Origin of the sequence: Streptomyces sp. NPDC050147, assembly GCF_040660195.1 — a bacterium.
Taxonomy (GTDB): domain Bacteria; phylum Actinomycetota; class Actinomycetes; order Streptomycetales; family Streptomycetaceae; genus Streptomyces.
Genome location: NZ_JBFALJ010000039.1, coordinates 1 through 23,919 on the forward strand (window position 1 = coordinate 1; position 23,919 = coordinate 23,919).

Genomic DNA, 23,919 nt, shown 5'->3' on the forward strand with positions numbered 1-23,919 from the left:
CACGCGAACCGAACCCCGGCCCGCCTGTCGCCCGTACCGACGGACCACCCACCACCCCCGACGGCGGGCGGACGGCAGACGGCCCGCGGCGGGCGGCAGGCGGACGGCGGCAGACGGGCGGCAGGCCACCACCCGCCGCCCGCCGCCCGCCGCCCGCCGCCCGCGAAAAACCGGTGACACACCCTGCACCGCAGACAAAGCCCTCCGACCAAAACCACCGAGCAGCAAAACACCTCACCCAACACACACGGACCCCACCCCACAGGCCCTACAGACCGAACTTCAAGACACCCGGCACCAAGGAAACAAACCTCTGCCGGTGGGGTGTGTCCAGTCAACGGCTGATCTTGGTTGTTGAGGTTCAGTGGCTGGTGGTGGGAGTGAGGCGTCCTTCGAAGGCGATCTGGAAGGCGTTCAGTGGTGCCTTCCAGCGCATCGTCCAGCGGCGCCGGCCCTTGCCGGTCGGATCCAGGCTCGTCAGCGCCATGTAGACGCACTTCAACGCGGCGGCCTCGTTCGGGAAGTGCCCGCGGGCTCGGACCGCCTTGCGGATGCGAGCGTTCACGCTCTCGATCGCGTTCGTGCTGCAGATGACTTTGCGAATCTCGACGTTGAAGGAGAGGAAGGGCACCATCTCGGCCCAGGCGTCGGACCACAGCTTGATCACGGCCGGATACTTGCTGCCCCACTTCTCGGAGAACTCCAGGAACCGCTCGGTCGCGGCGGCCTCGCTCGGCGCGGTGTAGACGGGCTTGAGATCCTTGGCGACCTTGTCCCAGCCCTGGCGGGCGCAGTAGCGGATGCTGTTGCGAATGAGGTGAACGATGCATGTCGGACGACAGTTCGGGCCAGACTGTTTCGACGGCGTCGGGCAGGCCCTTCAGTCCGTCACAGACGAGCATGAGGACATCCTCAATGCCGCGATTCTTCAGCTCGGTGAAGACCTAGATGTGCTGTTCGGGCACGTTGGTGACGCGAGTGCGGTCTTGCATGGGTGAGGGCCTTCTGGTTTCGGCGGTGACTGCGACATCTACCGCCGAGTGCAGGAGGCCCTCATGTGCCACCGTAACGCGCCGCTCACTCCCACCGGCAGGATGCGCCTGGCCTGGTGCATCGTGCAGGACGGCTGGCCGCTGCGGCGGGCCGCCGAACGGTTCCAGGTCAGTCACACCACCGCCAAACACTGGGCCGACCGATACCGCCTCCACGGCTGGAGGGGCATGTACGACCGCTCCAGCCGCCCGCACCACTCACCGGCCAAGACGCCGGCCGGTGTCGAGGAACAGGTGGCACGGCTACGCCAGGAACACCGGATCGGCCCCCAACGGATCGCGGTCCGCAGCCACATCGCGGCCTCGACCGTTCACCGCATCCTGCGTGACCATCACCTGCCGCCGCTGGCCATGCTGGACCATGCCACCGGCCGGCCCGTCCGCCACTACGAACGCGGGTCTTGACCCCTGATGTTGAACACACGAGACACTGGATCCTGAGGATCTGAGGACGGACATCTCGTGGTCATGAAGAACTACCCGCCGGAGTTCAAGGCGGACGCGGTCGCGCTGTACGAGTCGCGGCCCGAAGCGACGATCAGGTCGGTCGCCGCCGATCTGGGGATCAACCCGCAGACCCTGCGGAACTGGGTCCGGGCAGCCGGAGTGAGCCGTCCCCGGGGACGGCGGACGCAGGAACCGGCCCAGCCGCCGGCCCCGCTGGAGGCGGAGAACGCGGCCTTGCGGAAGAAGGTTCGTGAGCTTGAGGAGGAACGCGAGATCCTGCGGAAGGCCGCGAAGTATTTCGCCGGTCAGACGCGCTGGTGAACCGCTTCCAGTGTGTCGCCGACCTCCAGCGCCGTTACGGCGTGAAGCGGCTCCGCCGCATCCTCGGCATCAGCCGCTCGAGCTTCTACTACTGGCGCCGGACGGCCTCGGACCGGGCCGCCAGACAGGTAGCCGACGCCCGCCTGGCCGCCCGGATACGGGCGGTGCACCAGGAATCGGACGGCACTTACAGAGCCTTGAGGATCACCGCCGAGCTCCGGGAGAAGAATGGTGAGGCGGTCAACCACAAGCGCGTCGCCCAGATCACACGGGCGTCGGGGATCGAGGGGGTCCGGTTGCGCCGCCGGCACCGCACCACCGTTCCCGACCCTGCGGCCAAGGGACCGGACCTGACCGGCCGCGACTTCACCGCGGACAAGCCGAACACGAAGTACGTCGGCGACATCACCTCATGGGCAGAGGCGGGGCCCGAGAAGCCTAGACATCACCCAAGCCATGAGCTCTTGAAGGAGCCGCTTGACGGTTCCTCTGCATCGGATGTCTACCTGCCCGTCGAGGGCGGGAAGTCTGCTACCTGGCGACCGTCATCGACCTCGCCTCGCGGCGTCTGACCGGCTGGGCGATCGCCGACCACATGCGCGCGGATCTCGTGACCGACGCGCTGGCGGCGGCGATCCGCACCCGCGGCAGCCTCACCGAATCGATCATGCATACCGACCACGGCCCCCCGTACACGAGCAGGGACTTCGCCCAGGCCCGCAGGTCAGCAGGGGTCCTGCAAAGCATGAGCGCGGTCGGGACCAGCGCGGACAACGCACTCGCCGAGTCCTTCAACACGACTTTCAAACGCGAGACCCTGCAAGGACGAAAGAGCTGGCCAACCAAGCGCGAGGCCCGACTCGACGCTTTCAGATGGCTCCACCGCTACAACGCCCGTCGCCGACACTCCCGCCTCGGACAACGATCACCAATCGCCTTCGAAAACACCTTCCACCTCACGCCAACTACGCTGGCACAAGCCGCATAACCCGTGCTCAGGATTCGGGGTCAAGGCCCAAGGCCCCTCCGCAAACGGGTGTTGCTGGCCACCTGATCAACCACCCGACTCTCGGTGATAGGACTTCCCTCTACGGAAAGATGATGAGAAGGCGACAGTGTGGACGCAGTAGTAGCGATCAGCCTGATCCGCATGGCCGCTGCAGACTTGGCCATGGAACCCTGGCAGCGCCCCTCGGACGCCTACCTGGTCCAGTTGGGTCTGGACGCCCTGATGGCCGACATCGAGGCTCCCTCGCTTCCCCTGCTGGCCGGCCTCGCGCGCGGTGAGTATCGCCAAGCCCGCGAGCTGTTCGACCTTGTGCTGGAAGAGCTGGGTCTGCTGCCGCTGACCTCGGAAGATCTTGCCAAGGCGCGATGGACCGCGGCCCAGTGGTGGGCCGGCCAGATCGTGGCGTGCCAACTCGATCCCGTGCACGGAGCGAAGCTGATCTATGAGGAAGCGTCAGCCGAACTCGACTACCCCGACGCGCTGCAACCCATCGTTGATCTGGCGAAAGCGCTCGACCTTCCGAACGAGCAACCTCCGGACCAGCAGCACATTCGCGACCGGGTCACCTCCGCGGCGCGAGACTTTCCCGCCGCAGAAGCGCGCCAGAACCACAGCCTTTGAGCTACGTCGCACGACCCGCCATGACCGGCTCACGGAAAGCAAAGCGAGCCAGAACCGTGACTCGTGAACAAAGCCATCGCGCTGATCACCCATTCACCGCCTGCCGACATCGCGCTTCGCAGGTCAGTAATGCCAAAGGGCTTTGCCTTGCAGCGAGTTCGGTCCCGCCGCTGCACGCCCATGAGCCCGTTAAGGTGGCCCGGTGACCGATGCGAGCATGGACAGAGTGAACCGCTTCCGAGCCGAGGCAGCATCCCAGAGTCTGCCATCGGAGGAGGTGGAGGAATGGATACGTGTCGCCCGTCCGGCAACGTACTTGGCGGAGGGCGGTGACGGTCCCCTCGTGGCCCGGATCGGCGGCGACCCCATGCTGCCGCACGGCGTGCCGAGACCGTCCGAGCACTTCGTGGCCTCAGTCGACCTCGCGGCTCTTCCGCCGGACGCCACCAGCCTCCCGCTCCCCGCCGACGGCCACCTGCTCCTCTTCTCCGGCACCGATATGCAGGGCATCGGCGGACAGGTGTCCGACGCGGTGCTGTACGTCCCCGCCGGGACCCCGACAACCCGGAGCCCCCTCGAACACAGCTGGCGCGAGCCCTACCGGCCGCGTGAGCTCCGCACGGTCTGGCATCAGCCGAGCGCGCAGATGCCGGAGAGCTTCGCCCTCGACAGATGGGGCGGCTTCCCCGAGGACGAGCAGTTCGAACTCGCCGACGAACTCAGCGACGCCTGGGCACACGTGGGCGGCCACCGTCCTGCCTGGACCTTGCAGATCGGCGGCCACCCGGTCTCGCCCCAGAACGACCCCGTCCACTACGCCCGTGATCCCGAAGATGCCGCTCCCTCCGCGCAGGACGGTACGGCTTACAAAGAGGGCGCCGACGACTGGGCTCTCCTGGCCAGCTGGAGGTGCGGCGAGGACGTCACGGAACTGGACTCCGGCGTGGCCCACTGGGTGATCCGCCCCCAGGACGTGGCGGCCCGGCGCTTCGACAGAGTCCACCGCTACGTCGAAATGGCCTGACCGCGTGGGGCAGGGGCGGCCGGCTCCACGACGCTCACCGGCTGCCTTCCCGCCACGCCCAGCCGGTCCGTGTCCTCACCATGGCGATCGTTCTGCCCTGGAACCCACTGCCCTCCCCCGGCCCAGGCTGCCCGTGAAAGGTATACGGCCGGTAGGCCCGTAGCTGCGCAGGCCGCCTCCTGGCCGGCGGCGTCCCCCCTCGTTGGGCACCCGCGACCGCGGAAGGGTCTTCTGGAACTCGTACAGCTCGGCATAGAGCGTCGCCGCATGGAGCTGCAGGGCGATCAGGTCAGCGGGAAAGTCGAACGGATCAAACTCAGAGACGTTGGAGTCATCGGTCACACCATCGAGATCAGTCCGCATGTCTGACAGTCAAGGGATTCTGCCGTTCGGTGGAAGTGCAGGCGAGCAGGGCGGATCACGGGGCCCTTGCGCCACCCGGGGAAATCCGGCCCTGGCCCCTGCTGTTGGACACACGAGACACTGGATCCTGAGGATCTGAGAACAGACATCTCGTGGTCCGGATCGGGCGCCGTGCATCAACCGAGGAACTGGGGAATTACGTGGCCGTCGACAAGCCGACTCCTCGCAATCGAACATCGAGGCAATGCTGGGCGCACGGACGCGATCGATGCCTGCGGTGAGCGCGTGGAGGCCGCCGGTGCCATCTGCCCCCGAACCAGCCCTTCGCCCTGGCCGGGGATGCAGGCCGCAGTACCGGCACGGCTGGTCCTGGCAGTCACCCGCCCGCCGGGCCATCGAGCGCGGTGAGCACGCGGTGGAGCTGTGGAAGAAGGACGTGTGGCCGCAGGCGGAATGACTGCGGCGGCGCAGGGAGCCTACGTCGTCTTCGAGGACGAGGCCGGGTTCGGGATGACCCCCTCGCACGCTCGCTCCTGGAGCCGGTGTGGGCAGACGCCGGTGGTGCGAGTACGTGGCCGGTCCTGGCGCCGCTACTCGATCGCTACCCTGTGCTGCTACCGGCCGGGCGAGCCCTCCCGGCTGATCTACCGGCCCCGCCGGCACCGCAGCAGATCGATAAGGTCACACAAGGCCGACGACGCGGGGCCTGTGAAACGTGAGGCGGAGCAGGGGCGAAGGCCTGGGGCGGCGGGGACGAGCACCGACGGGATAGCGGACGAGCGGCGCCAACTGATCAATACCGGCGCTCCAGTGCACCCACGAAGCGACGCTCGACGCCGAGTGGCGTCGGACCGACACGCCTGGCCCCAACTGCTCTCTCCAGCGTCGTGGCTGGCAGGTGACAGCACGTGAACGTTGGAGCAATCGGTGCGCACCCGCGAGGAACCGGCCAATCATGGTAACTGCCAGCATAGTGGCGTTATTTGCCTTCCGAGTGGACAGTGCGCACAGCTATGTTCACCTCGCTCGGCCACCCGGCCGGGCCGACTCGCGATCGGCAGAAGAGGAGACCGGCGCATGTCCAAAGTCGACACGTCAGGCACCTGGACCGCCATCACCATCAACCCGCCCAACCTCGAAGGAATGAACAGCGACAACGTCAAGTGGGGCATTCCGGCAGGCGGGGGCAAGAGCGGATATCTCTTCGCAGGCGGCAGCGTCGAGGTGCTGCTCGACGGCACGGAGTTCACGCTGGGGACGTTCACCCACCAGAACTTCCCGATCCAGGGCATGCCGCAGAACCAGTTCGAGATCGACCTTGCCGCACGGGTTCTGTTCGAGGACCAAGTACCGCACAACTTCAGCTTCCGCTTCCAGCACAACGAGACGCCCAACGTCGGCCCCAGCCCGGAAGACATCGTCGACCTGCCCACCAGGGTGTCACCGGAGACGGTGACCATCGACAACACCGAATACGCCGTGGTAATCACGGGGTTCAAACAGGGCGGCCAGATCGTCAACCGGTTCATCAGCCCGGAGAACGGCTCCAACAGCGCCGACCTCGTCGCCGTGCTCGCCCGCACCGGACAGCCGGACGTCCACATCACCACCGTGTCCTTCAAGGGACAGGTCAAGCGCACCCAGGCCGACGAGTACGTGGAGGTCGTCAACCGGGGCACCGCGCCCGCCGACGTCTCCGGCTGGGTCCTCGGCGCCGACGACGCGGGACAGAACTTCACCTTCCCGCCCGGCACCGTCCTCCTGCCCGGTCAACGCGTCCGCATCTACACCAACGAAATACACCCTCAGTGGGGCGGCTACACCTACGGCAGCGGGCGGCCCATCTGGAACGACCGGGGTGACGCCGCCAAGCTGCGCGATAAGGACGGCAGCCTCGTGTCCGAGCACGCCTACGGCTCCGCCGCCACCCCGTAGATCCGCCGCCGCCTCAGCCGACCATCGGCAGGAGGAAGCCGACGGTCACTGGAGGGCCTGGCATGGAGTAGGCCCCGCCGCAGTGGGGCGCGGCGGAGCCTCCTCTGTGCTGTTCGCATCCATCACACGTTCCATGCGTGAGCGATGAGTTTGGTCGGCGGATCGGGTCTACCCAGGCATGACGCGCATCATCGCTGACATCTCGGTCTCTCTCGACGGCTACGTCACCGGGCCCGACCCCAGCCCGGACAACGGTCTGGGCACCGGCGGCGAGGCCCTGCACACGTGGGCGTTCTCCAATGACCCCGACGACCGCCGGTTCCTGAGCGAGGGGACCGCCCGCTCAGGTGCCGTCGTCCTGGGACGTCACCTCTTCGACGTGGTCGACGGGCCGCAAGGCTGGGACGACACGTCCGGTTACGGCGCCGGCGAGGTCGGCAAGCCCTCGTTCGTCGTCGTGACAAGTTCGCCGCCGAAATCGGTGCGGACAACCAACCTCGACTGGACGTTCGTCACCACCGGTCTGCCCAACGCCGTCACCGCCGCGCGCGAGCGAGCCGAGGCGGCGTCATCGGACAGCGGCAAGGACCTCGACGTCATCCTCATGGGCGGCGGCGCCACGATCCGCTCAGCACTCGACACAGGACTGGTCGACACGCTGACACTGCACCTCGCGCCCATCACGCTGGGCACCGGGACACCACTGTTCACCGGCGGAGCACCACGCACGCTGGTGCAGAGGAGCGTGACCGCGACGTCAACCGCGACGCACCTCACCTACGACATCTCACGGTGACCCGACGATGACCACTGTCAAAGCCAATGAAATCGCTTTGGGCATCGAGTCGTTCGGTGACGATGACGCTCCACTCGTCCTGCTCGCGGGCGGGACAACGATGCTCTCCTGGCCCGACACGCTGTGCGAACGCCTCGCCGCCGGCGGGCGCCGTGTGGTGCGCTACGACCTGCGCGACAGCGGCGAGTCAACGACGACAGATCCGGAGGCGCCCGCCTACACCCTCCGCGACCTCGCCGCCGACGCGGCGGCCCTTGCCGACACGCTCAGCGGACGGCCTGCGCACATCGCGGGGATCGGCGTCGGCGGAATGGTCGCCCAGGTGGCCGTGCTCGATCATCCCGGCGCGTTCTCGGCGCTCACCCTGGCCGGCACCCGCGCGGTTGCCCCCGGCCCGCCCGACGACGACCTCCCCGACCATGACCACGCGACGATGAGCCAGCTTTTCGCGCGCCCGAAGCCCGATTGGACCGACCGCGAAGCAGTGGCAGAGTTCGCCGCCGCCGGAGCGGAGATCCTCGGAAACGACCCCGCCGCCGCGCGCACAATCGCCGCACGCATCTGGGACCGCACGCCCGGCACCACACCCGCGGTCCAGATGGCCAACCAGATGGGCATGGTGTTTTCCAGGCTCGACTGCACACCCCGCTGGCGCGAGCGCCTGCCCGAGATCGACATCCCCACGCTCGTCGTCCACGGCCGCCGCGACCCCTTCTTCCCTCTCGGCAACGGCGAGGCCCTCGCGCGCGAGATCCCCCAGGCACAGCTGCTCGTTCTCAAGGAGGCCGCCACTGCCATCCCCCATGCGGTGATCGGCAAGATCACGGAGGCAATGCTCGCGCCCAGATAGAGGACGAGTGCCCGGTACGGACGTATCGACGTCGACGTGGCCACTGGTCACGTAGTGCAGAAGCCCCAGATCGAGTCAGCGACGGCCCATCACATAAACAGCGACCCGGACTCCTTCAACCGCCGCTTCGCGGCCGTGATCGCGCGCTTCCCGTTCCATGCGGACGACGACGAAAGATGCGAGGAGGTGGCCGACGAGCTGCGCACCCTCATCTCCCTCATCGACGAGACCGCTCTCGCGCACAACGGGGCTGTGGGAGACCTTCTGCGACGGCGTGTCGATCGGGGCGTACGCAGACTTGGATGCGTGACTTTGGACCGGTTCCCGGCTTCGGTCTGCCGTCCCGGCTCAGACCGGCGGCAGCGATGCGGCCTTCGGAAAGTATCGAACTCCGTCTCGGCTCCTGGCCCGCAAACGCGCCACCGTCATGCGACTGCGCGACCAGAACACCATCGACGACTCCCGTCCTGCGCCGCATCAAGGCCCGGTTCGGAGCAGTCAGTACGCTCGTCACTCGTGTCGTACTCCCTTCCCCGCATGGCGTCCGAGACGCCCACGATGGCCGCGTGCACGGCAAGGACAAGCCTCGTCGCGCCAGCGGTGGTTGGCGCATCCCGGCCGACAGCACCCCCCCTCTTCCCTGATGGATCTCAGGAATGGCTCCACGCAAGATGGCCGTCCGGACAGATCAACCGAGACACACATGCCGCAGATCGACCGCAGCAACCGCCTCGCCGAGGCTCGGCAGACCTGACAACAACAGGGACGCTCACAGCGATGCGTGTTCCTCGACTCGCTCGGCAGCACCGGTACTGGTGCGGCCGAGGCGAGGGCCATGAGGTGAGGGAGATGTCAGCCTTGGCGGCCGGGGAGCATGGCCAGGGCCTGGGAGCGCTGTGCGATGAGGGCGTTGTAGGTGCCGTCGCGCTCAGCACAGCGGTGCGTGAGAACCCGCTCGACCAGGATCTCGTCAGGGGCGGGGTTCTGCGAGAGCAACCGCATGCCCTCGGCGGCGAAGTCGTCGAGCGGCAGTGCCTACGGGTTCACTTTCTCCTGCCCTGCCGTGGCGACGGCCGGGGGGACGAGCTCGACGACGCTGACGCCGGTGCCGTCCAGTTGCGCGCGCAGTGCCTCGGAATAGGCGTGCACCGCGGCTTTCGAGGCGGCGTAGGTGGGCATCGGCGGGAACGGCAGGAAGGCGATGCCGGAGGTGACGGTGATGAAGGTGCCGGCACCGCGTTGGACCAGGTGCGGGTGAAGGCGTCCACCACCCTGATGGTGCCGACCAGGTTGGTGTCGAACGTCGTCCGCGCCGCCTCGAAGTGCGCCGGGTCGCGCAGGTCCTCCAGGAGCATGACGCCCGGCATGGTCACCGCGGTGTCCAGCTCGGGGTACCGGACGAGTACAGCATCGCGGGCACGTGCGACGGAGTCGCCGTCGGTGACATCAATGCCGAATGCGCCGATGCCTTCGTCGGAGAGTTCCGAGAGCGCCTCTGCGTTGCGACCGCCGACGGCCACGGTGCTGCCCGCTGCGGCGAACCGCCGGGCCAGTTCCCGACCGATGCCGGACGACCCGCCCACGATGAAAACGGTGCGATTAAAGAGAGCCACGAGGTCTCCCCTTCAGTTTGGAGCACCCACGGCGTTCGGGCCCGCGGCGCCGTTCAACAGTGGTCTCTGTCCTTCTCAGACAGTGATCGCCAGTCTTGACCGGCTCGGCGGAGTGTGGCAGTGCCCCCGTCTTCCCTGGCCCAGCCAGGGCCCCCGCGCCGGGAGGAAGTCGCCCTGCTCGCCGGAGTCAGCCCCGACTACTACCTGCGCCTGGAACGAGGCCGCGAGAACCCCTCACCGCAGTTCCTCCCATCACACGCGCGCGTCAACCCGCCGACACAGCACACAGAAGGCCAGAAGACACCCCCGCGCCCTCGCCGCCGGCGACATCGACGACTTCTACCGCCACCACGTCACTGTTCCCGCCAGCCGGGACGTCCTGCTGGTCCTCCAGGTCGACGGCAAGGGCATCGTCATGCGCCCCGAAGCATTACGGCCCGCAATCCAAAAGGCCCGCCTGGCCTCCGCCCCGGGTGGTCATCGCAGCAGACTCGCACCGGGTGAGAAGCCCAACCGGAAACGGATGGCCACCGTGGCCTGCGTCTTCGACGCCCCACGCCTTCCTGCCCGAACAGCACCTGTCCCCATAAGTCCCTAGGCCAGCCTCACCCTCCACCAGGTCCGCAACACCCTCCAGAACGTGCTGAGGTGCTGGGCCGGCAACCGCAGCACCTGCCACCAGCCCCTACCCAGCAAGACACCAAGATCGAGACAGCCTAGGGTGCGTTTCGAAAGTGGATCTTGCTGATGCGCTTGCCCTACTTCGGAGGTAATCGTCTCGGCCGGACTGCGCGGGCTAGGTTGGTGATCTCGCCGCGTGAGCAGGACGCGGACCATATGAAGGGGCCAATCATGTCCATAGCCACATCTACGAACACACGGATCGCGGTTGAGGAGTTACTGCGCAGGATCGGTGAGGGCGACCCCGAGCGCATCGCCGAGCTGTACGCCGAGCGGGGCGATTGGAAGCTGAACTGGCCGGAGGCCGAACACGGTCGCACTGCCACGCCCTGGATCCGTCATCGGTCCACCCGGGCCGACGCGGCCGCCCACTATCGCGAACTTGCCGAGCACCACGTGCCGGAGCAGGTGGCGACGGAGGTCGAGCGCATCCTGATCGACGGAACCGACGCGGTCGTGATCGGTGAGATTCGCCAGACTGCTCGGTCCACCGGACGTGCGTATCGCGCGCGGTTCGCTATGCACCTCACCTTCGAAGACGGCTTGGTCACCCGACACCATATCTACGAGGACAGTCTCGCTGTTGCCCAGGCATTCGACACCGAAGACCAGTGAAAGCCACCAGGACGACGAGCATGAGGATGCTGGTCACAACCACTCGTTGATGGCTGCGACCAGTACGGTCGCTTCGTAGCGGACGGCGAGCTTGTCGTATCTCGTGGCGACCGCGCGGTGCCGCTTGAGGCGGTTGATTCCGCACTCCACCGCGTGGCGCTCTTTGTAGTCGGCCTTGTCGAACTTCGGCGGCCGACCGCCGTGGGAGCCGCGCTTCCTGCGGTTGGCGATCTGGTCGCGCTTCTCCGGGATCGTGCAGTGGATACCACGCTTGCGCAGGTAGGTGGGGTTCGCGCGGGAGCCGTACGCCTTGTCGGCACGAACCTTGTCCGGCCGGCTGCGCGGACGGCCCGGCCCGGGCCGAAGCACTCGGATACGGCCCAGGACCACCTGGAACTGCGGGGAGTCTCCGCGCTGCCCGGCCGTGATCCCCAGTGACATCGGCTTCTGGGCCTGCTCGACCGCCAGGTGGAGCTTGGTCGTCAGCCCGCCCCGGGAACGTCCGAGCCCATGGTCGTCCGGCTCGGTGAAGACACCGCCCGGCGGCTCGACCTGCAGATCCCCTTTTTGCGGGCCCCCGCCGCATGCTGGTGGGCACGGGCGATGGTCGAGTCCACCGAGACGTCCCAGGTGATCAGCCCCTCGGCGTCGGCCCGGGCCTGGAGTTGCTCGAAGATACGGTGCCAGGTGCCGTCCCGCTGCCGGTGAGAGGGCATGAGCCGAAGGGACAGCGAATCGCCCAACACGGTCGACCTGCCACAGAGGCTTTGGGCCTGGTTCGCCGACCATGAAGAACGCCTGCAGTCCCGCGGTATCACGGGTGACGTCCAGCGGTCGCCCAAAGACGGCCGCGTCAAGACCAGCACCTGGACGACGCTCAAGAGCCATAACCACGAAGCCGTGCCCATCGTCTGGAGCAGTGGGGAAGCCGAGCTGGAGTACGGAGACCTGACATCAGGCCTTATCCGCCCAGAGCACGGGGACCTGCACACCTTCCAGGACCTCCTTGGGCCATCATGTCCATCCACGAGTGGACCCGTACGAAGGCCGAGCCGTCCCTGGACGGGTGACGACTTGTGGCGAAGTCGAAAGAACTGGGGGTCGGCCGGGCACGCACCGATGCCGGGATGGACCGGATGCGTGCCCCGCTGGGTAGGGCCCGGCAGGCGGAGGAGTTCTTGGCGGCGCTGCGGCGGGTGAGTGATGAGTTCGACGTGCCCGAGACCCCGCCCGGCCAGCTGTGACCCGGACGGTGACGGTCGAAGCGTGGGTCAGCCGGCGCGCACGGTGTGCACCAGGTGCTTGATCTCCTGGAACTCGGCCAGCCCGCGGGCGCCGTTGAGGCGCCCGACACCGCTCTGCTTCATGCCGCCCTCCTCGAACTGGTCATAGATGATGCCCCAGTTGTTGATCCAGACGGTTCCGGCGTCGAGGCGGGTTGCCAAGCGCAGGGGCCGGTCCACGTCGCTGCTCCACACGGACGCGGCGAGGCCGAACTCGGTGGCGTTGGCCCGGCGCACGGCGTCGTCCTCGTCGTCGAAGACCTCGAAGGTGGCGACCGGCCCGAACACCTCCTCCTGGACCAGTGGTGCCGACGGATCCTCGACCTCGACGAGGCTCGGCCTGACGTAGGCGTCCTCGCCCTGGGGGTTGAGGAGTCCGCCGCGTACCAGGACCGTGCCGTAGGCGCTCGCGCCGACGACGAGGGCATCGATGCGCTGTGCGGCGGCACGGTCGATGACCGGTCCCATCGTCGTGGCGGGGTCGTCGCCCGGGCCGACCACCACTGCGTCGAGGGCGGCAACCATCCGGGTACGCAGGGCGTCGGCGATGCCGCGCTGCACGAGGATGCGGCTGCCCGCCATGCAGAACTGGCCGGCGAACGTGGTGATGGCTGCGGTGAGGACGGGCACTGCGGTGGCCAGGTCGGCGTCGTCGCACACGATCATGGGTGTCTTGCCGCCGAGCTCCAGGGAGCACGCCTTCAGGTGCTGGGCGGCCTGCGCCATGATGACGCGGCCGACCATGGTCGATCCGGTGTAGCTGATGACGTCGGTGCCGGGGTCGGAGACCAGCAGTGGTGCGCCGGTGTTGCCGGACTCGGTGAAGGCGTTGACGACGCCCGGCGGCAGGGCTTCCGTCTCGGCGATGATCTCGTACAGCAGTCCGTTGGTGAGCGCGGTCTGGGCCGGCATCTTCATCGCGACGGTGCAGCCGGCGGCGAGAGCCGGGGCCAGGGAGCGCACGGCGAGGATGACGGGCGAGTTCCACGGCACGATGACGGCGGCGACGCCGGCGGGCTTGTGGAGCGTGAACGAGTAGCTTCCGGGCACAATTTCGGCCGCACGGCCGGTGTCGGTGAGGGCGAGGGCGGCGTGGTAACGGAGTTTGGCGATGGCCGCGCCGATCTCTCCCTCGGCCTCGGGCAGCCGCTTGCCGTTCTCCTGTGACAGAAGGGCGGCCAGTTCACTGTGCCGGGCGGCCATGCGGTCGGCGAACTCGGCCAGCGCCCGCGATCGGGCCGTGCGGTCGCGCGACCAGGAGGTGGTGGTGAAGGCGCTCCGGGCGGCATCGATCGCGGCGCGGGCGGTGACGGCTCCGGCGTCGGCGTAGGTCCCCAGGGGCCGGCCGGTGGCCGGGGCCAGAGAGGTGCCGGTGGCGTGGCCGCCGTGCCACTGGCCGTCGATCAGGTTGCGGGCGTGCGGCAGGCTCACTTCTCCCCCAGGTTCTCGGCGGTGTCGAAGCAGATGACGGGCTTGATGGTGTGGCCCGAGCGGGCGTCGGCGACCGCCTGGTCGAGTCGGTCGGGTGTGTAGAAGCGGATGAATCTGTCGAAGGGCAGGCGGCCCTGGCGGTGCAGGTCGATAAGGGCGGGGATGAAGGTCAGCCGGTCGCTGGCGCCTTCGGTGACGCCGCGGATGGTGCGCCCGTCGATGAGGGAGTTGATGTCGAAGGAGGCCCGGCTTCCGGCGGCCGGGGCGCCGACGACGGCGACGGTGCCTCCGACGCCGAGCTGGGAGACGGCCAGTTCGAGCAGGGCGGGGACGCCGGTCGTTTCGACGATGTGTGTCGCGCCGGCGTGCCGGGTGATGTCCGTGATCCGCTGGGCCAGGTTCTCCTGGCGGCTGTTCACCGTGTGGGTGGCGCCCGATTCTTCGGCGGTGTGCAGCCGCTCGGAGACGATGTCGGCGGCGATGATGGTGCGCGCACCACTGAGCCGGGCGGCCATGACCGCGGACAGACCGACCGCGCCGGCGCCGAGGACCACGACGGTGTCGCCGGGCTGCGGCTTGAGCACGTTGAGGATGGCCCCGGCTCCGGTCTGGACGCCGCAGCCGATGGGCGCGAGCAGGGCGAGTTCGTCGTCGTCGGCCACGTCGACGCGCACCACGCTGGGAGCGGAGACCACGGCATGGTGGGCGAGCGAGGACTGGCCGAAGAAGAGACCGCCGAGGCGTGCACCGTCCGGGGTGCGGATCGGGCTGCTGCCGTCGGGGCGTGCGGCGCCGAAGTTGCGGGGGAAGTAGGTGGTGCACCGTGTCGGTGCTCCGGTGCGGCACCTCAGGCAGTGGCCGCAGGAGTTGAAGGTCAGCAGGACGCGGTCGCCCGGCGTCAGGCCGGTGACGTCCGGGCCGACGGCCTGGACGATGCCGGCGCCCTCGTGGCCGAGGACGGCGGGCAGTGGTGTGGGCAGGCGTCCGGCGAGGACGGACAGGTCGGTGTGGCACAGGCCCGTGGCGACGAGCTGGACGAGGACTTCGCCGGGGCCCGGGTCGTCGAGCAGGACGGTCTCCCAGTGGAAGGTGTCCTCTGCGGTGCGGGCCACGGCGGCGCGGGTGGTGAGCGATGGCACGGTGTTCTTCTCTCGGCTCTGCCGGACCGGCGGGTGCCCTGCCCCAGGGGCGGCGGGGCACCCGGCGGTGTGCGGTCGGGGTCAGGCAGCGAGCTCGCGCAGGAGCGCGCCGACCGCCGGGATGTTGTCGGGGCCCATGACGGCGGCGATGTAGCGGTCCGGTTTGACGAGGACGAACCGGTTGGCAGCGGCGCGCAGAGCGGCCTCCAGCCGGCCGTCGGCGTCGGCCACGGCCGGGCGCGGGCCGTCGGGCTGTGGGAGCCGGTCATTAAGGACGATGTCGACCCGGTGCAGGTTCATGGCGTGCCACTGGGGGGCGTCGAAGAGCGTCCAGGCCGCGTCGGGGACGTTCACGCCGAGCAGGGCCAGGCCGTCGCCGAGGACCTCGTCGAGCAGTCGCGGGTGCAGGGAGGGCGGTACAAGCACCCGCGGCTGCGGGAGTTGTGTACCCGTGAGCGGATGGTCTCCGACGACGAGCCCGGCCCGGTGGCGGGCGATCGGCCGGAACCGCATCTCGCTGAGGTAGCGGCGTCCGGGCGCGGTGCGCTGCAAGGTCCGAACGGTGACATCGCGCAGCAGGGCGCGGCGCCGGTCGGTGGTCATGACGACGTCGCCGAGGCGTTCGGAGAAGCGGACCATGGCGGTGGCGTGCGGACGGCGTTCGGCTTCATAGGTGTCCAGGAGGCGCTGGTCGGCCCGTCCGCGCCACACTTCGTCGATCTTCCAGGCCAGGTTGGCGGCGTCGCGCACTCCGGAGTTGAGGCCCTGGCCGGCGAACGGCGGCATCATGTGCGCGGCGTCGCCGAGCAGGAGGACGCGGCCGTCGCGCCAGCGGTCCGCGACGACCGCGTTGAAGGTGTACGCGGTGCAGCGCTCGACCTGGTCCTCGGTCAGGACCCGGTAGGGGGCGACGAGTCGGCGTACCGTCTCGGAGTCGGGCTCGACGCCCTTCTCCCCTTCGCCGGGCTTAAGCATGAACTCGTAGCGGCAGCGGCCGCCTCGGCCGGGCACGATGACGGTCGGCCGATCGGGCGTGCCGTGGTGCATGCCGTAGCGCTCGTCGTGGTGGTCACCGGTGGTGTCGGCGACCAGCCAGACCTCCTGGTGGCTGGTGCCGGTCATGCCGATGCCGAGCAGATCGCGCACCGTGGAGCGGCCGCCGTCACAGGCCAGGACCCAGCTTGCGGTGAGGGTTTCGACGGTGTCCGAGTCACTGCCCGTCGGGCGCAGGCGGGCCACGGTGGCGCTGCCCTCGGGCTGTTCGTCCAGGGCGAGCAGTTCGGTGGCGAAGCGGATGTCGGCCTCGGGCCGGGACTTGAGGGCGTCCAGCAGGACGCGTTCCAGTTCCGGCTGTGCGAACTGGTTCTTGAACGGGTAGCCGAGGCGGTAGGGCTGGGGGCCGCGTGCGTGCAGGAGCGGGCGACCCTTGCGGTCGTAGTAGCGGGTGCCGGTGCCGGGCACGACGATGTCCAGGACCCGTTCGGCGAGTCCGGCTGCTTCCAGGGTACGCAGCGACTCGTCGTCGAGGCTGATGGCCTTGGCCTCGTCGCTGGTGGAGGGGTTCCGCTCGATCAGGACGAGCGGAATACCGCGTGCGGCAAGGAGGTTGGCGGCGGTCAGGCCGACCGGGCCGCCGCCGATGATGAGGACGGGGTGTGGGGTGTTCACGGGTTCACCACCGCCATCCAGATCGGCTCGGCGCGGCTCTGGAGCGCGTCGACAGCTTCGACGGCGGCGGCGAGCGGGTAGCGGTGGGTGATGAGGTCGTCGGCCGACAGTCCGCCGTCCGCAAGGAGGGCAAGGACTTCCCGGGCGTCGGTGCGGGTGCAGGCCCGGGTGCCGATGATCCGCCAGCAGTTGACCATGACCGCGGCCATCGGCAGCGTCAGGGGACTGCGGTTGGCGCCCATGTGGACGAGGGTGCCGCCGGTGGCCAGGGCGGCCAGCGCCTGGGACATGGCGGGCCCTTCGGGCACGAAGTCGAGGACCGCGTCGGCGCCGTGGGGGGCCAGCGCGCGCAGGGCTCCGGTGAGCCCGGCGGCGGTGCCCCACTCGGCGGGCAGTTCGTCGAGGGCGACCGTGTCGACCTGCACGTCGCCGGCCAGCGCGCTCACAGGTGCAAGACGCTCAGCGCTGCGGCCGACCAGGATCAGCCGTCCGACCCCGAAATGGGAGGCCAGCTTGATGGTGGCGGTCCCCATGGTTCCGGTGGCCGCGGTGACGATCAGGGTGGCGCCCAGCGGGAGGCCGGCCAGCTTCAGGGCCCGTACGGCGTTGGCGAGGTCGTGGACTTTTGCGCCGACGTCGTAGGAGACGTTGCCGGGCAGGACGTCGACCAGGTGGCCGGGTACCCGGATGTACTCCGCAAGCCCTCCGTCGTGGTAGCGGTCGTACAGCGGCATCGGGACGGGGCTGAACGCGGCGTGTCCGATCATGGCTTGCTGCGGGCACATCATGTCGCGATCGGAGCGGCAGTATCCGCACGCACGGCAGTTGAGGTTGGGGTGGACCCGTACCCGGGTGCCGACGTCGATACCGCTGACGCCGCTGCCGACGGCGGCGATGGTGCCGGCGGCCTCGTGGCCCAGCGTGGTGGGCAGATGCTTGAAGGCGCCCTGGGCGAGCAGGGTCATCATGCCGGGCGCAAGGCCGGCCGAGGCCACCTTCACCAGGACATCGTCCGGTCCGGGTTCGGGTATGGCGATCTTGTGCAGGTGCAGCGCTTCGGAGCCCTTGTGGGCGCGCGCCGCCAGCATCGCGGTCATGGTGCGGCTCCTCGCTCGCTCAGCCGTTGAGGGCTGCGGCGAGCCGTTCGGGGGTGTAGGGGTCGGCGGTCCTGGCCGTGTCGGCGATCTGGGGCAGCTCGCGGTCCGAGAACAGCGCGATGTGCTCGGACTCGTCGGCGCAGACACTGGCGTGGGCGATGCCGAGGGGAACGCGGACGAAGTCGCCGGGGCCGAGTTCGGCGATGCCGCGCTGAGTGATCAGGGTGCGCCGGCCGCTGATCTGGTACTGGATCTCGTCGGCATCCAGGGTGCGGCGGTACGTGCGGGGGCTGTCCGGCAGCAGGCGGACGCTGCCGATCCGGAAGCCGCGCGAGCGGTACAGCCAGGTCATGCCGGGATCACACAGTGATGTGATCACGTGCAGCCGGTTCTTCTCGGCGTGCACCTGTTCCAGGAGGGTGCGTTCGTCGGAGGGGGCGACGGTGATGTCGTGACCCGGGGTGCCCATGCACTGGGTGACGGCCTCGTTGACCGGGCCCGGTGTCCAGCCTTCGAAGGGCGGGAAGAGGGGTTCGGACGTGCGCTGTGCGGCCCGCTCCTCGGTGACGGGGGCCGGGGTGTAGAAGAGCAGGTGGCTTTCGCGGCGGCCGTAGTTGTCGTGGGCGATGCCCCGCGGGATGCGGGAGAATTCGCCCGGCCGGTGCTCGATGGTGCCCAGTTCGGTCATCAGCGTGCGCTCGCCGGCGATCTGGTAGGAGATTTCGTCGACGTCGCAGTTGCGGTGGTAGAAGGGCTGGCGATTGTCCATCGTCTGCCACTCGACGCGGACCTGTGCGCTTTCGTAGACGGCGCGCGGCGGCGCGAACGGGAGGGCCTCGTAGCCCTGCGGGAAGTGGACGACGGGCAGCGGCTCGTGGTCGTGCCACAGCTTCACCGGGAAAGGGTTGGGATGCGGCGGCGACAGGAGAAGATGCTCGTCGCGGGAGACGGTGCGCGGCGGCTCGTCGGAGCAGACGACCGCGATCACTTCAGTGACGGTACCCATGACAACTCCGTTGTTATGTCGGGGTGTTGCGTGTCCGCGGCGGGGCGCTCAGGCGGCCGGGGGCAGGTGCTTGTCGAGGAAGGTGTGGGTGCGCTGCCAAGCGGCTTCGGCGCTGTCCTCCACGTACATGTGGGGCCGGGCGTCGCAGGCGAAGGCGTGGCCCGCGCCGGCGTACACGTAACTTTCGAAGTCGACGCCGCTGCTGCGCAGTGCGTCGTCGATGGCTGCGACCTGGTCGCCGGGGATGGTGGGGTCCTCGGCGCCGACGTGCAGGAGGACGGGGGCATCGATGTGCCGGGCGCGGTCGACGACGGCGTGTGGTCCGGCTGCGATGCCGGGGCCGTAGAAGACGACGGTGGCGCCCAGGCCACGGATGGCGGTGGCAGCGGTGAAGGCGGCACGGCCGCCGAAGCAGAAGCCGTTGACGGCGGTGCGCGCCGTGGTGACGCCTTCGTGTGCGGCCAGGTGAGCCAGGACGGCCTCGACGTCGGTGACGATGGCGTCCGGTCCGATGGCGCCGATCAGTGGCATGGCCTCGGCGTGCTGGCTGTACTCGAGGGTGCCCACGCCGTTGCGGTGGAACAGGTCGGGGGCCAGGGCGAGGAAGCCGTGCGCGGCGTAGCGGCGGGCGATGTCCTGGATGTGGTCGTTGACTCCGAAGGCTTCCTGCAGGACGACGACGGCGCGGTGGGCGACGCCGTCGGGGCGGGCGACGTAGGTGTTCATCGGGCCGTCGGCGGTGGGGACGGTGATCCAGGAGGTGGGCTGCTGGGCGTTCATGGTGTGCCTCTCGAACGGGTGGTGCGTGTGGTGCGGACGCCGGGTGGGCGGTCAGGGGCGCAGGAGTTCGGCGCGGCGCAGGAGTTCGGCGCGGCGCAGGAGGTAGTTCCAGCCCGCCTCCAGTTGGGTGTCGGGCCAGCACTCGGCGTGTTTGGCGCGGGCCTCGGCCTGGTCCGAGTGGACGCGGACCGGCCCGGCCGCCGCTGCTGAGAGCTGGGCGGTGCAGGCCCGGTCGAGCAGGACGGCGTGCATGACGGCGGCAGGCACGCTGTGCCCTGCCGCGACCAGGCCGTGCTTGGGCAGCAGCGCCGCGGGCGCCTCTCCAAGAGCGGCGGCGAGGGCCTTGCCCAGAGCGGGGGTGCTGATGAGCTTGCCGGTCTCGGTGAACCGTGGCACGTCGCTCCCGGCGAACAGGGATCCCTCGTGCGAGATGGCCAGCAGCGGTGTACCGAGGGCCGCGAAGGCGACAGCCGCGGTGGCGTGGGTGTGCACGGAGCAGACCAACTTCCGGTCAGCAGCGAGCACTTCGAGGTGGATGTGGCATTCCTTGTGCGGTTTGCCGTCACCTTGGAGCACGGTACCGTCGTGGCCGACGAGTTGGAGGCGCTCCTCGGTGACCTCTTCCAGGCCCCACCCGGGCGCCTTGATCCAGATTCCCCGACCGGCGGGGTCGCGTACTGCCGCGTGGCCCCACACCATGTCGCCCTGCCCGGCTGCGGCCAGGGCCCGGCCGGCCTGGATGGTCAGAGTACGGGCCTCTTCGGGCGTCATTTCGGGTGTCACGAGGTCGGCAGCGCTTCGTAGTAGCGGGCCGCGCCCTGGTGCAGCGGAACCGGACTGCGGCCCATGGTGTGCGGGTCGAGCGGGTAGGTGATGGGGCTGCGCTCGGGCGACAGGTGCCGGTACTGGCCCTCGATGATGTGCCGGGTCTCGCCGAGCACCCAGGCGATGGCATAGGCGAGGTCCTCGGGGAGGTCCGCGCGGGTCACCACGAGGAAGTCGGAGAAGTCGAGGGTGGTGAACGCGGCCCGGTCTGGGAAGTATCCGTCGTCCACGACCGCGTCAGGCCAGCCGTAGTCGGCGGCCAGCGAGTCGAGGACGTCGCGCTCGACCTCCAGGAAGTTCAGGTGCCGGCCGATCTCCTGCCAGGCGGGCAGCATGACCGCTTCGTGCACGATGGCGTCGGCCCGGCCCTCCTTCACGTGATCGAGGGACTCGAACGGCCGCTCGTCCTCCAGAAGTTCACCGCCCCAGCCGGTGATGTCGACGCCGGAGCGGGTGAGGACCTCGTGTGCGGCGAGCCCGACGTGGTTGACCCTGTCGTGGATGGACGTCGCCAGCTTCAGGGCAGGCTTGTGCGCGCGCAGTTCCGCGAAGCTGGTGATGTTGCGCTTCTTGTCCACGGCGACGACGAGGCGGTCCCGCTGCGGTACGACGCCCAGGGCGCGGAGGTCGGGATAGTGCTCATGGGCGTAGACGCCGCGGCCGTCGAGCGCGGCGGCCGCGAAGGCGGCCGGGGTGGTGAGGGCCACATGGACCTCACCACGACCGACGGCGCGCACGGCGTCGCTGAATCCGCGGCTGTTCCAGGTCGCGATGCGGGTGTGGGGGCCGCAGCGGTCGGCCAGTTCCTGGGCGATCCATCCACAGACGCGGTGCAGGTTGGCGCTTCCCCAGTCGCCGCGCAGGTGCAGGGTGAGGGACCGCTCGATCCTCGGTTCCGCCGGGCGTTGCCCGTGCGGGTCGTGGGGTCGGCTCATGACTAACACTCCAGTCCTGACAAGAGGGACACACGTCCTGCATATCGATCACCATAGGAGATCCGACGAGCGCTGGCGAGAGGGAGGTGCAATAAATCTAGCGCTATACCTCTACCAGCAGACCTACTTGCGACGGGCGCCGGCCTGCACGGACGCATCACTCGCCCGCTTTGGTCCGCGACCCCCGTGTCGCCTACGCCGCCAACCACCTGCCGCCCGGTGGCTACGACAGCCGCTTCGAGACCCGCTCGCTGCAGGTCAAGGGGAAGGCATCCCTGGTCACTGACCCTGACGAGATCGCCCCCACCGTCAGCGACCCGGAGTTCGCGAAGATCGCGGGCGACTACCCGGACGGCACCGCGTGCACCCGTCAGCCGGTCCGCCCCAAGGCCGTGGCCGGGCTCTGCGTGGCAATGCCGCGGATTTCATACGACAGCGATACCTATAGAGGTAGAGATAAGATGGGTGCGTGAACGAGCGCCCCGCCGAAGAACTCCCCATCGACCTGGTCCGGCTCACGTGGACCCTTCACCGGGCGCTGCGCCAGCGCCAGTCTCCCCCGTCCGGTGAAGCGGCCCGCCCGCTCGCCCAGGTCGAGGTGCTGCGCCTGATCGACAGCCGGCCAGGAATCAGCGTGCGGGAGATCGCCCAGACCCTCGGCATGCAGCCGAACAACGTCAGCACGCTCGTCACACACCTGCACCGGGACGGGTTCCTGGAGCGGCGCCAGAACCCGCTGGACAGGCGCTTCGTGGAGTTGCATCCCACCGGGAAGATGATCGCCGCCGGGGGTGAGGTGAACGACAGCCTGCAGAAGGAGATCGGCTCGGCGTTGGCCGAGCTCTCGCCGGAGGCGGTGGAACGCATCACCGCCGCCGTTCCCGATCTGTGGGGTCTGGCCGCGGCCCTGGCCCCGCCCCGGTAGACGGGCGGGGGCGAGAGCGTCATCACTCAGCCCTCACCCGTGCCCGGATCAGACGGACTGCTCGGCCACGCACAGGTTGCGGGTCTCGCCGAGCCCCTCGATCACCGTCCGCAGGGTCTGGCCCGGCTCGAGGTAGACCTTCGGCTCCCGGCCGTCGCCGACGCCGCCCGGGGTGCCGGTGCAGATGACGTCGCCCGGCAGCAGCGTGATGATGTCGCTCAGGTAGGAGACGATGTCCGCGATCCCGAACAGCAGGTCCGAAGTGCGTGAGAACTGCATCACTTCCCCGTCGACCTCGCAGCGGATCTCCAAGTCAGGTTCCTGACCGCCGAATTCGTCGGCCGTGACCAGCACGGGGCCCACCGGAGTGGTCGCCTCGAAGGTCTTCCCGGACAGGAACTCCCGGGTACGCCGCTGATAGTCGCGCACCGTCACATCGTTGACGACCGTGTAACCGGCGACGTGATCCAGCGCCTTCTCCTTGGGAACGTGTCGCGCCGCACGGCCGATCACGAAGCCGAGCTCGGCCTCCCAGTCCACCCGGTCGCTGACGCACGGCAGCGTGATCGGATCGTGGGCGCCGATGAGGGAGCCGTCGTACTTGGCGAACAGCGTCGGGTACTGCGGGGTGTCGCGCCCCATCTCCTTGATGTGGCTGGCGTAGTTCAGCCCGAGGCACACGATCTTGTTGGGGTGGGGCACGAGCGTCGCGAACTCGGCCTCCTCGACCGGGATCCGCTGCCCGCTACCCGGCCCGGCCGCCTCGGACCAGCCCTCCCCTGATGCCAGCAGCTCACCCACGTCACGGGAGGGCAGCAGGGCGTAGAAGTCACCGTCGAGCCGGGCTGCGCGGGTCTCGTCCCCCACCCGGAGTGTGGCCAGTCGCATGGTGATGCACCTCTTCTTTCGTTGACCGATACCGCGTAACGATCGTACGCTAGTTGCGAAATGCAGGATAGCTGTCCTGTTACACGAGACACTTAAGGGGTTGGCGACATGGCCATCACCGGACTCGGCCACACAGGCCTGTGGGTGTACGACCTGCCGAAGATGCGGGACTTCTACGAGCGCGTCATGGGACTGCCCGTCACCGACGAGGACGAGAAGCTGCAGATCGTCTTCTTCAGCGCCCGCCCGGACGAGGAGCATCACGAGTTCGTGCTGCAGACCGGCCGCACCTCGGCGATCGGGGACAAGCAGCAGCACCAGATCTCCTGGCGGGTGGAGTCGCTGGAGGATCTGCGCGCGTTCCACCGGCGCTTCGAGGCGGAAGGCGTGAAGGTCCAGCAAGAGGTCACCCACGGCAACGCCTTCGGTATCTACTTCTTCGACCCCGAGGGCAACCGCAACGAGGTGTATCTGCGCATCGAGCGCGACGTGCGCCAGCCCTTCCGCAAGTCCATCGACTTCGGCCTGAGCCCGGACGAGATCTACACCGAGGCGGACCGCCTGCTGAACGACGACTCCGACGCCTACCAGCCCGTCCAGTAGCCGGGCCCACAG

Annotated in this window: 20 protein-coding genes and 9 pseudogenes; 16 read left to right on the plus strand and 13 right to left on the minus strand. The window is 68.8% G+C overall.

The window, feature by feature from the left end; all coding sequences use genetic code 11:
• Positions 1-361: 361 nt before the first annotated feature.
• Positions 362-950 (minus strand): annotated as a pseudogene (locus tag AB0I94_RS39005) (transposase); the annotation flags it as partial.
• A gap of 105 nt (positions 951-1,055) precedes the next feature.
• Here AB0I94_RS39005 and AB0I94_RS39010 point away from each other — a divergent pair.
• The 9 genes and pseudogenes from AB0I94_RS39010 to AB0I94_RS39050 form a co-directional block, all read left to right on the plus strand.
• Positions 1,056-1,448: pseudogene (locus tag AB0I94_RS39010) on the plus strand (leucine zipper domain-containing protein); the annotation flags it as partial.
• A 66-nt stretch (positions 1,449-1,514) separates the two neighbouring features.
• A pseudogene (locus tag AB0I94_RS39015) lies at positions 1,515-2,808 on the plus strand (IS3 family transposase).
• 162 nt (positions 2,809-2,970) lie between these two features.
• A complete protein-coding gene (locus tag AB0I94_RS39020) occupies positions 2,971-3,450 on the plus strand; it encodes a hypothetical protein (RefSeq protein ID WP_363314555.1) in 480 nt (159 codons plus the stop codon).
• A gap of 202 nt (positions 3,451-3,652) precedes the next feature.
• Positions 3,653-4,474 (plus strand): DUF1963 domain-containing protein, encoded by an 822-nt coding sequence (locus AB0I94_RS39025; protein WP_363314556.1) that lies wholly within the window; start codon positions 3,653-3,655, stop codon positions 4,472-4,474.
• A gap of 718 nt (positions 4,475-5,192) precedes the next feature.
• Positions 5,193-5,294 (plus strand): annotated as a pseudogene (locus AB0I94_RS39030) (winged helix-turn-helix domain-containing protein); the annotation flags it as partial.
• A pseudogene (locus AB0I94_RS39035) lies at positions 5,291-5,500 on the plus strand (IS630 family transposase); the annotation flags it as partial. The pseudogenes AB0I94_RS39030 and AB0I94_RS39035, both read left to right, overlap by 4 nt.
• Before the next feature lie 414 nt (positions 5,501-5,914).
• Complete coding sequence (locus AB0I94_RS39040; RefSeq protein ID WP_363314557.1) at positions 5,915-6,772, plus strand: lamin tail domain-containing protein; 858 nt, start codon at positions 5,915-5,917, stop codon at positions 6,770-6,772.
• A 178-nt stretch (positions 6,773-6,950) separates the two neighbouring features.
• Complete coding sequence (locus AB0I94_RS39045) at positions 6,951-7,568, plus strand: dihydrofolate reductase family protein (protein ID WP_363314558.1); 618 nt, start codon at positions 6,951-6,953, stop codon at positions 7,566-7,568.
• 7 nt (positions 7,569-7,575) lie between these two features.
• Complete coding sequence (locus tag AB0I94_RS39050; RefSeq protein ID WP_363314559.1) at positions 7,576-8,418, plus strand: alpha/beta hydrolase; 843 nt, start codon at positions 7,576-7,578, stop codon at positions 8,416-8,418.
• An 852-nt stretch (positions 8,419-9,270) separates the two neighbouring features.
• Here the strand turns inward: AB0I94_RS39050 and AB0I94_RS39055 are convergent.
• Positions 9,271-10,031 (minus strand): annotated as a pseudogene (locus AB0I94_RS39055) (SDR family NAD(P)-dependent oxidoreductase).
• A gap of 156 nt (positions 10,032-10,187) precedes the next feature.
• On the opposite strand from AB0I94_RS39055, the pseudogene AB0I94_RS39060 reads away from it, so the two are divergent.
• The 3 genes and pseudogenes from AB0I94_RS39060 to AB0I94_RS39070 form a co-directional block, all read left to right on the plus strand.
• Positions 10,188-10,298: pseudogene (locus AB0I94_RS39060) on the plus strand (helix-turn-helix transcriptional regulator); the annotation flags it as partial.
• Positions 10,299-10,392: 94 nt separating this feature from the next.
• A pseudogene (locus tag AB0I94_RS39065) lies at positions 10,393-10,596 on the plus strand (ISKra4 family transposase); the annotation flags it as partial.
• Between the two features lie 287 nt (positions 10,597-10,883).
• A complete protein-coding gene (locus tag AB0I94_RS39070; protein WP_363314560.1) occupies positions 10,884-11,327 on the plus strand; it encodes a nuclear transport factor 2 family protein in 444 nt (147 codons plus the stop codon).
• A 90-nt stretch (positions 11,328-11,417) separates the two neighbouring features.
• Here the strand turns inward: AB0I94_RS39070 and AB0I94_RS39075 are convergent.
• Positions 11,418-11,834 (minus strand): annotated as a pseudogene (locus AB0I94_RS39075) (transposase); the annotation flags it as partial.
• Positions 11,810-12,043 (minus strand): hypothetical protein, encoded by a 234-nt coding sequence (locus AB0I94_RS39080; RefSeq protein ID WP_363314604.1) that lies wholly within the window; start codon positions 12,041-12,043, stop codon positions 11,810-11,812. The gene AB0I94_RS39080 and the pseudogene AB0I94_RS39075, both read right to left, overlap by 25 nt.
• A gap of 360 nt (positions 12,044-12,403) precedes the next feature.
• On the opposite strand from AB0I94_RS39080, the gene AB0I94_RS39085 reads away from it, so the two are divergent.
• Positions 12,404-12,571 (plus strand): hypothetical protein, encoded by a 168-nt coding sequence (locus AB0I94_RS39085; RefSeq protein WP_363314561.1) that lies wholly within the window; start codon positions 12,404-12,406, stop codon positions 12,569-12,571.
• Between the two features lie 27 nt (positions 12,572-12,598).
• On the opposite strand, the gene AB0I94_RS39090 is transcribed toward AB0I94_RS39085, so the two are convergent.
• The 8 genes from AB0I94_RS39090 to AB0I94_RS39125 all read right to left on the minus strand — a co-directional run bounded on the left by AB0I94_RS39090 (position 12,599) and on the right by AB0I94_RS39125 (position 21,491).
• Entirely contained in the window at positions 12,599-14,041 is a 1,443-nt protein-coding gene (locus AB0I94_RS39090) for an aldehyde dehydrogenase family protein (RefSeq protein WP_363314562.1), read from the minus strand.
• Positions 14,038-15,180 carry an NAD(P)-dependent alcohol dehydrogenase gene (locus AB0I94_RS39095; protein WP_363314563.1) on the minus strand — a complete coding sequence of 381 codons (1,143 nt, stop codon included), beginning with the start codon at positions 15,178-15,180 and terminating at the stop codon, positions 14,038-14,040. Before AB0I94_RS39095 ends, AB0I94_RS39090 begins: the two co-directional genes overlap by 4 nt.
• Before the next feature lie 81 nt (positions 15,181-15,261).
• Entirely contained in the window at positions 15,262-16,848 is a 1,587-nt protein-coding gene (locus AB0I94_RS39100) for a bifunctional 3-(3-hydroxy-phenyl)propionate/3-hydroxycinnamic acid hydroxylase (RefSeq protein ID WP_363314564.1), read from the minus strand.
• Positions 16,845-17,945: an alcohol dehydrogenase catalytic domain-containing protein gene (locus AB0I94_RS39105; RefSeq protein ID WP_363314565.1), complete on the minus strand. Its 1,101-nt coding sequence runs from the start codon at positions 17,943-17,945 to the stop codon at positions 16,845-16,847. Before AB0I94_RS39105 ends, AB0I94_RS39100 begins: the two co-directional genes overlap by 4 nt.
• 19 nt (positions 17,946-17,964) lie before the next feature.
• The gene (locus AB0I94_RS39110) at positions 17,965-18,951 is read right to left on the minus strand and encodes a hypothetical protein (protein WP_363314566.1); all 987 of its coding nucleotides are present in this window, start codon (positions 18,949-18,951) and stop codon (positions 17,965-17,967) included.
• A 48-nt stretch (positions 18,952-18,999) separates the two neighbouring features.
• Complete coding sequence (locus tag AB0I94_RS39115; RefSeq protein ID WP_363314567.1) at positions 19,000-19,731, minus strand: dienelactone hydrolase family protein; 732 nt, start codon at positions 19,729-19,731, stop codon at positions 19,000-19,002.
• A gap of 51 nt (positions 19,732-19,782) precedes the next feature.
• Positions 19,783-20,502, minus strand: coding sequence for a class II aldolase/adducin family protein (locus tag AB0I94_RS39120; protein ID WP_363314568.1), 720 nt, complete (start codon positions 20,500-20,502; stop codon positions 19,783-19,785).
• 8 nt (positions 20,503-20,510) lie between these two features.
• Positions 20,511-21,491, minus strand: coding sequence for a TAXI family TRAP transporter solute-binding subunit (locus tag AB0I94_RS39125; RefSeq protein WP_363314569.1), 981 nt, complete (start codon positions 21,489-21,491; stop codon positions 20,511-20,513).
• 170 nt (positions 21,492-21,661) lie between these two features.
• Here AB0I94_RS39125 and AB0I94_RS39130 point away from each other — a divergent pair, with 170 nt between their 5' ends.
• Positions 21,662-21,964, plus strand: coding sequence for a hypothetical protein (locus AB0I94_RS39130; protein WP_363314570.1), 303 nt, complete (start codon positions 21,662-21,664; stop codon positions 21,962-21,964).
• Positions 21,961-22,416, plus strand: coding sequence for a MarR family transcriptional regulator (locus tag AB0I94_RS39135; protein WP_363314571.1), 456 nt, complete (start codon positions 21,961-21,963; stop codon positions 22,414-22,416). Before AB0I94_RS39130 ends, AB0I94_RS39135 begins: the two co-directional genes overlap by 4 nt.
• Before the next feature lie 48 nt (positions 22,417-22,464).
• Here the strand turns inward: AB0I94_RS39135 and AB0I94_RS39140 are convergent, their stop codons facing one another.
• Entirely contained in the window at positions 22,465-23,304 is an 840-nt protein-coding gene (locus AB0I94_RS39140) for a fumarylacetoacetate hydrolase family protein (protein ID WP_363314572.1), read from the minus strand.
• Positions 23,305-23,412: 108 nt separating this feature from the next.
• Here AB0I94_RS39140 and AB0I94_RS39145 point away from each other — a divergent pair, with 108 nt between their 5' ends.
• Complete coding sequence (locus AB0I94_RS39145; protein ID WP_363314573.1) at positions 23,413-23,907, plus strand: VOC family protein; 495 nt, start codon at positions 23,413-23,415, stop codon at positions 23,905-23,907.
• Positions 23,908-23,919: the final 12 nt, after the last annotated feature.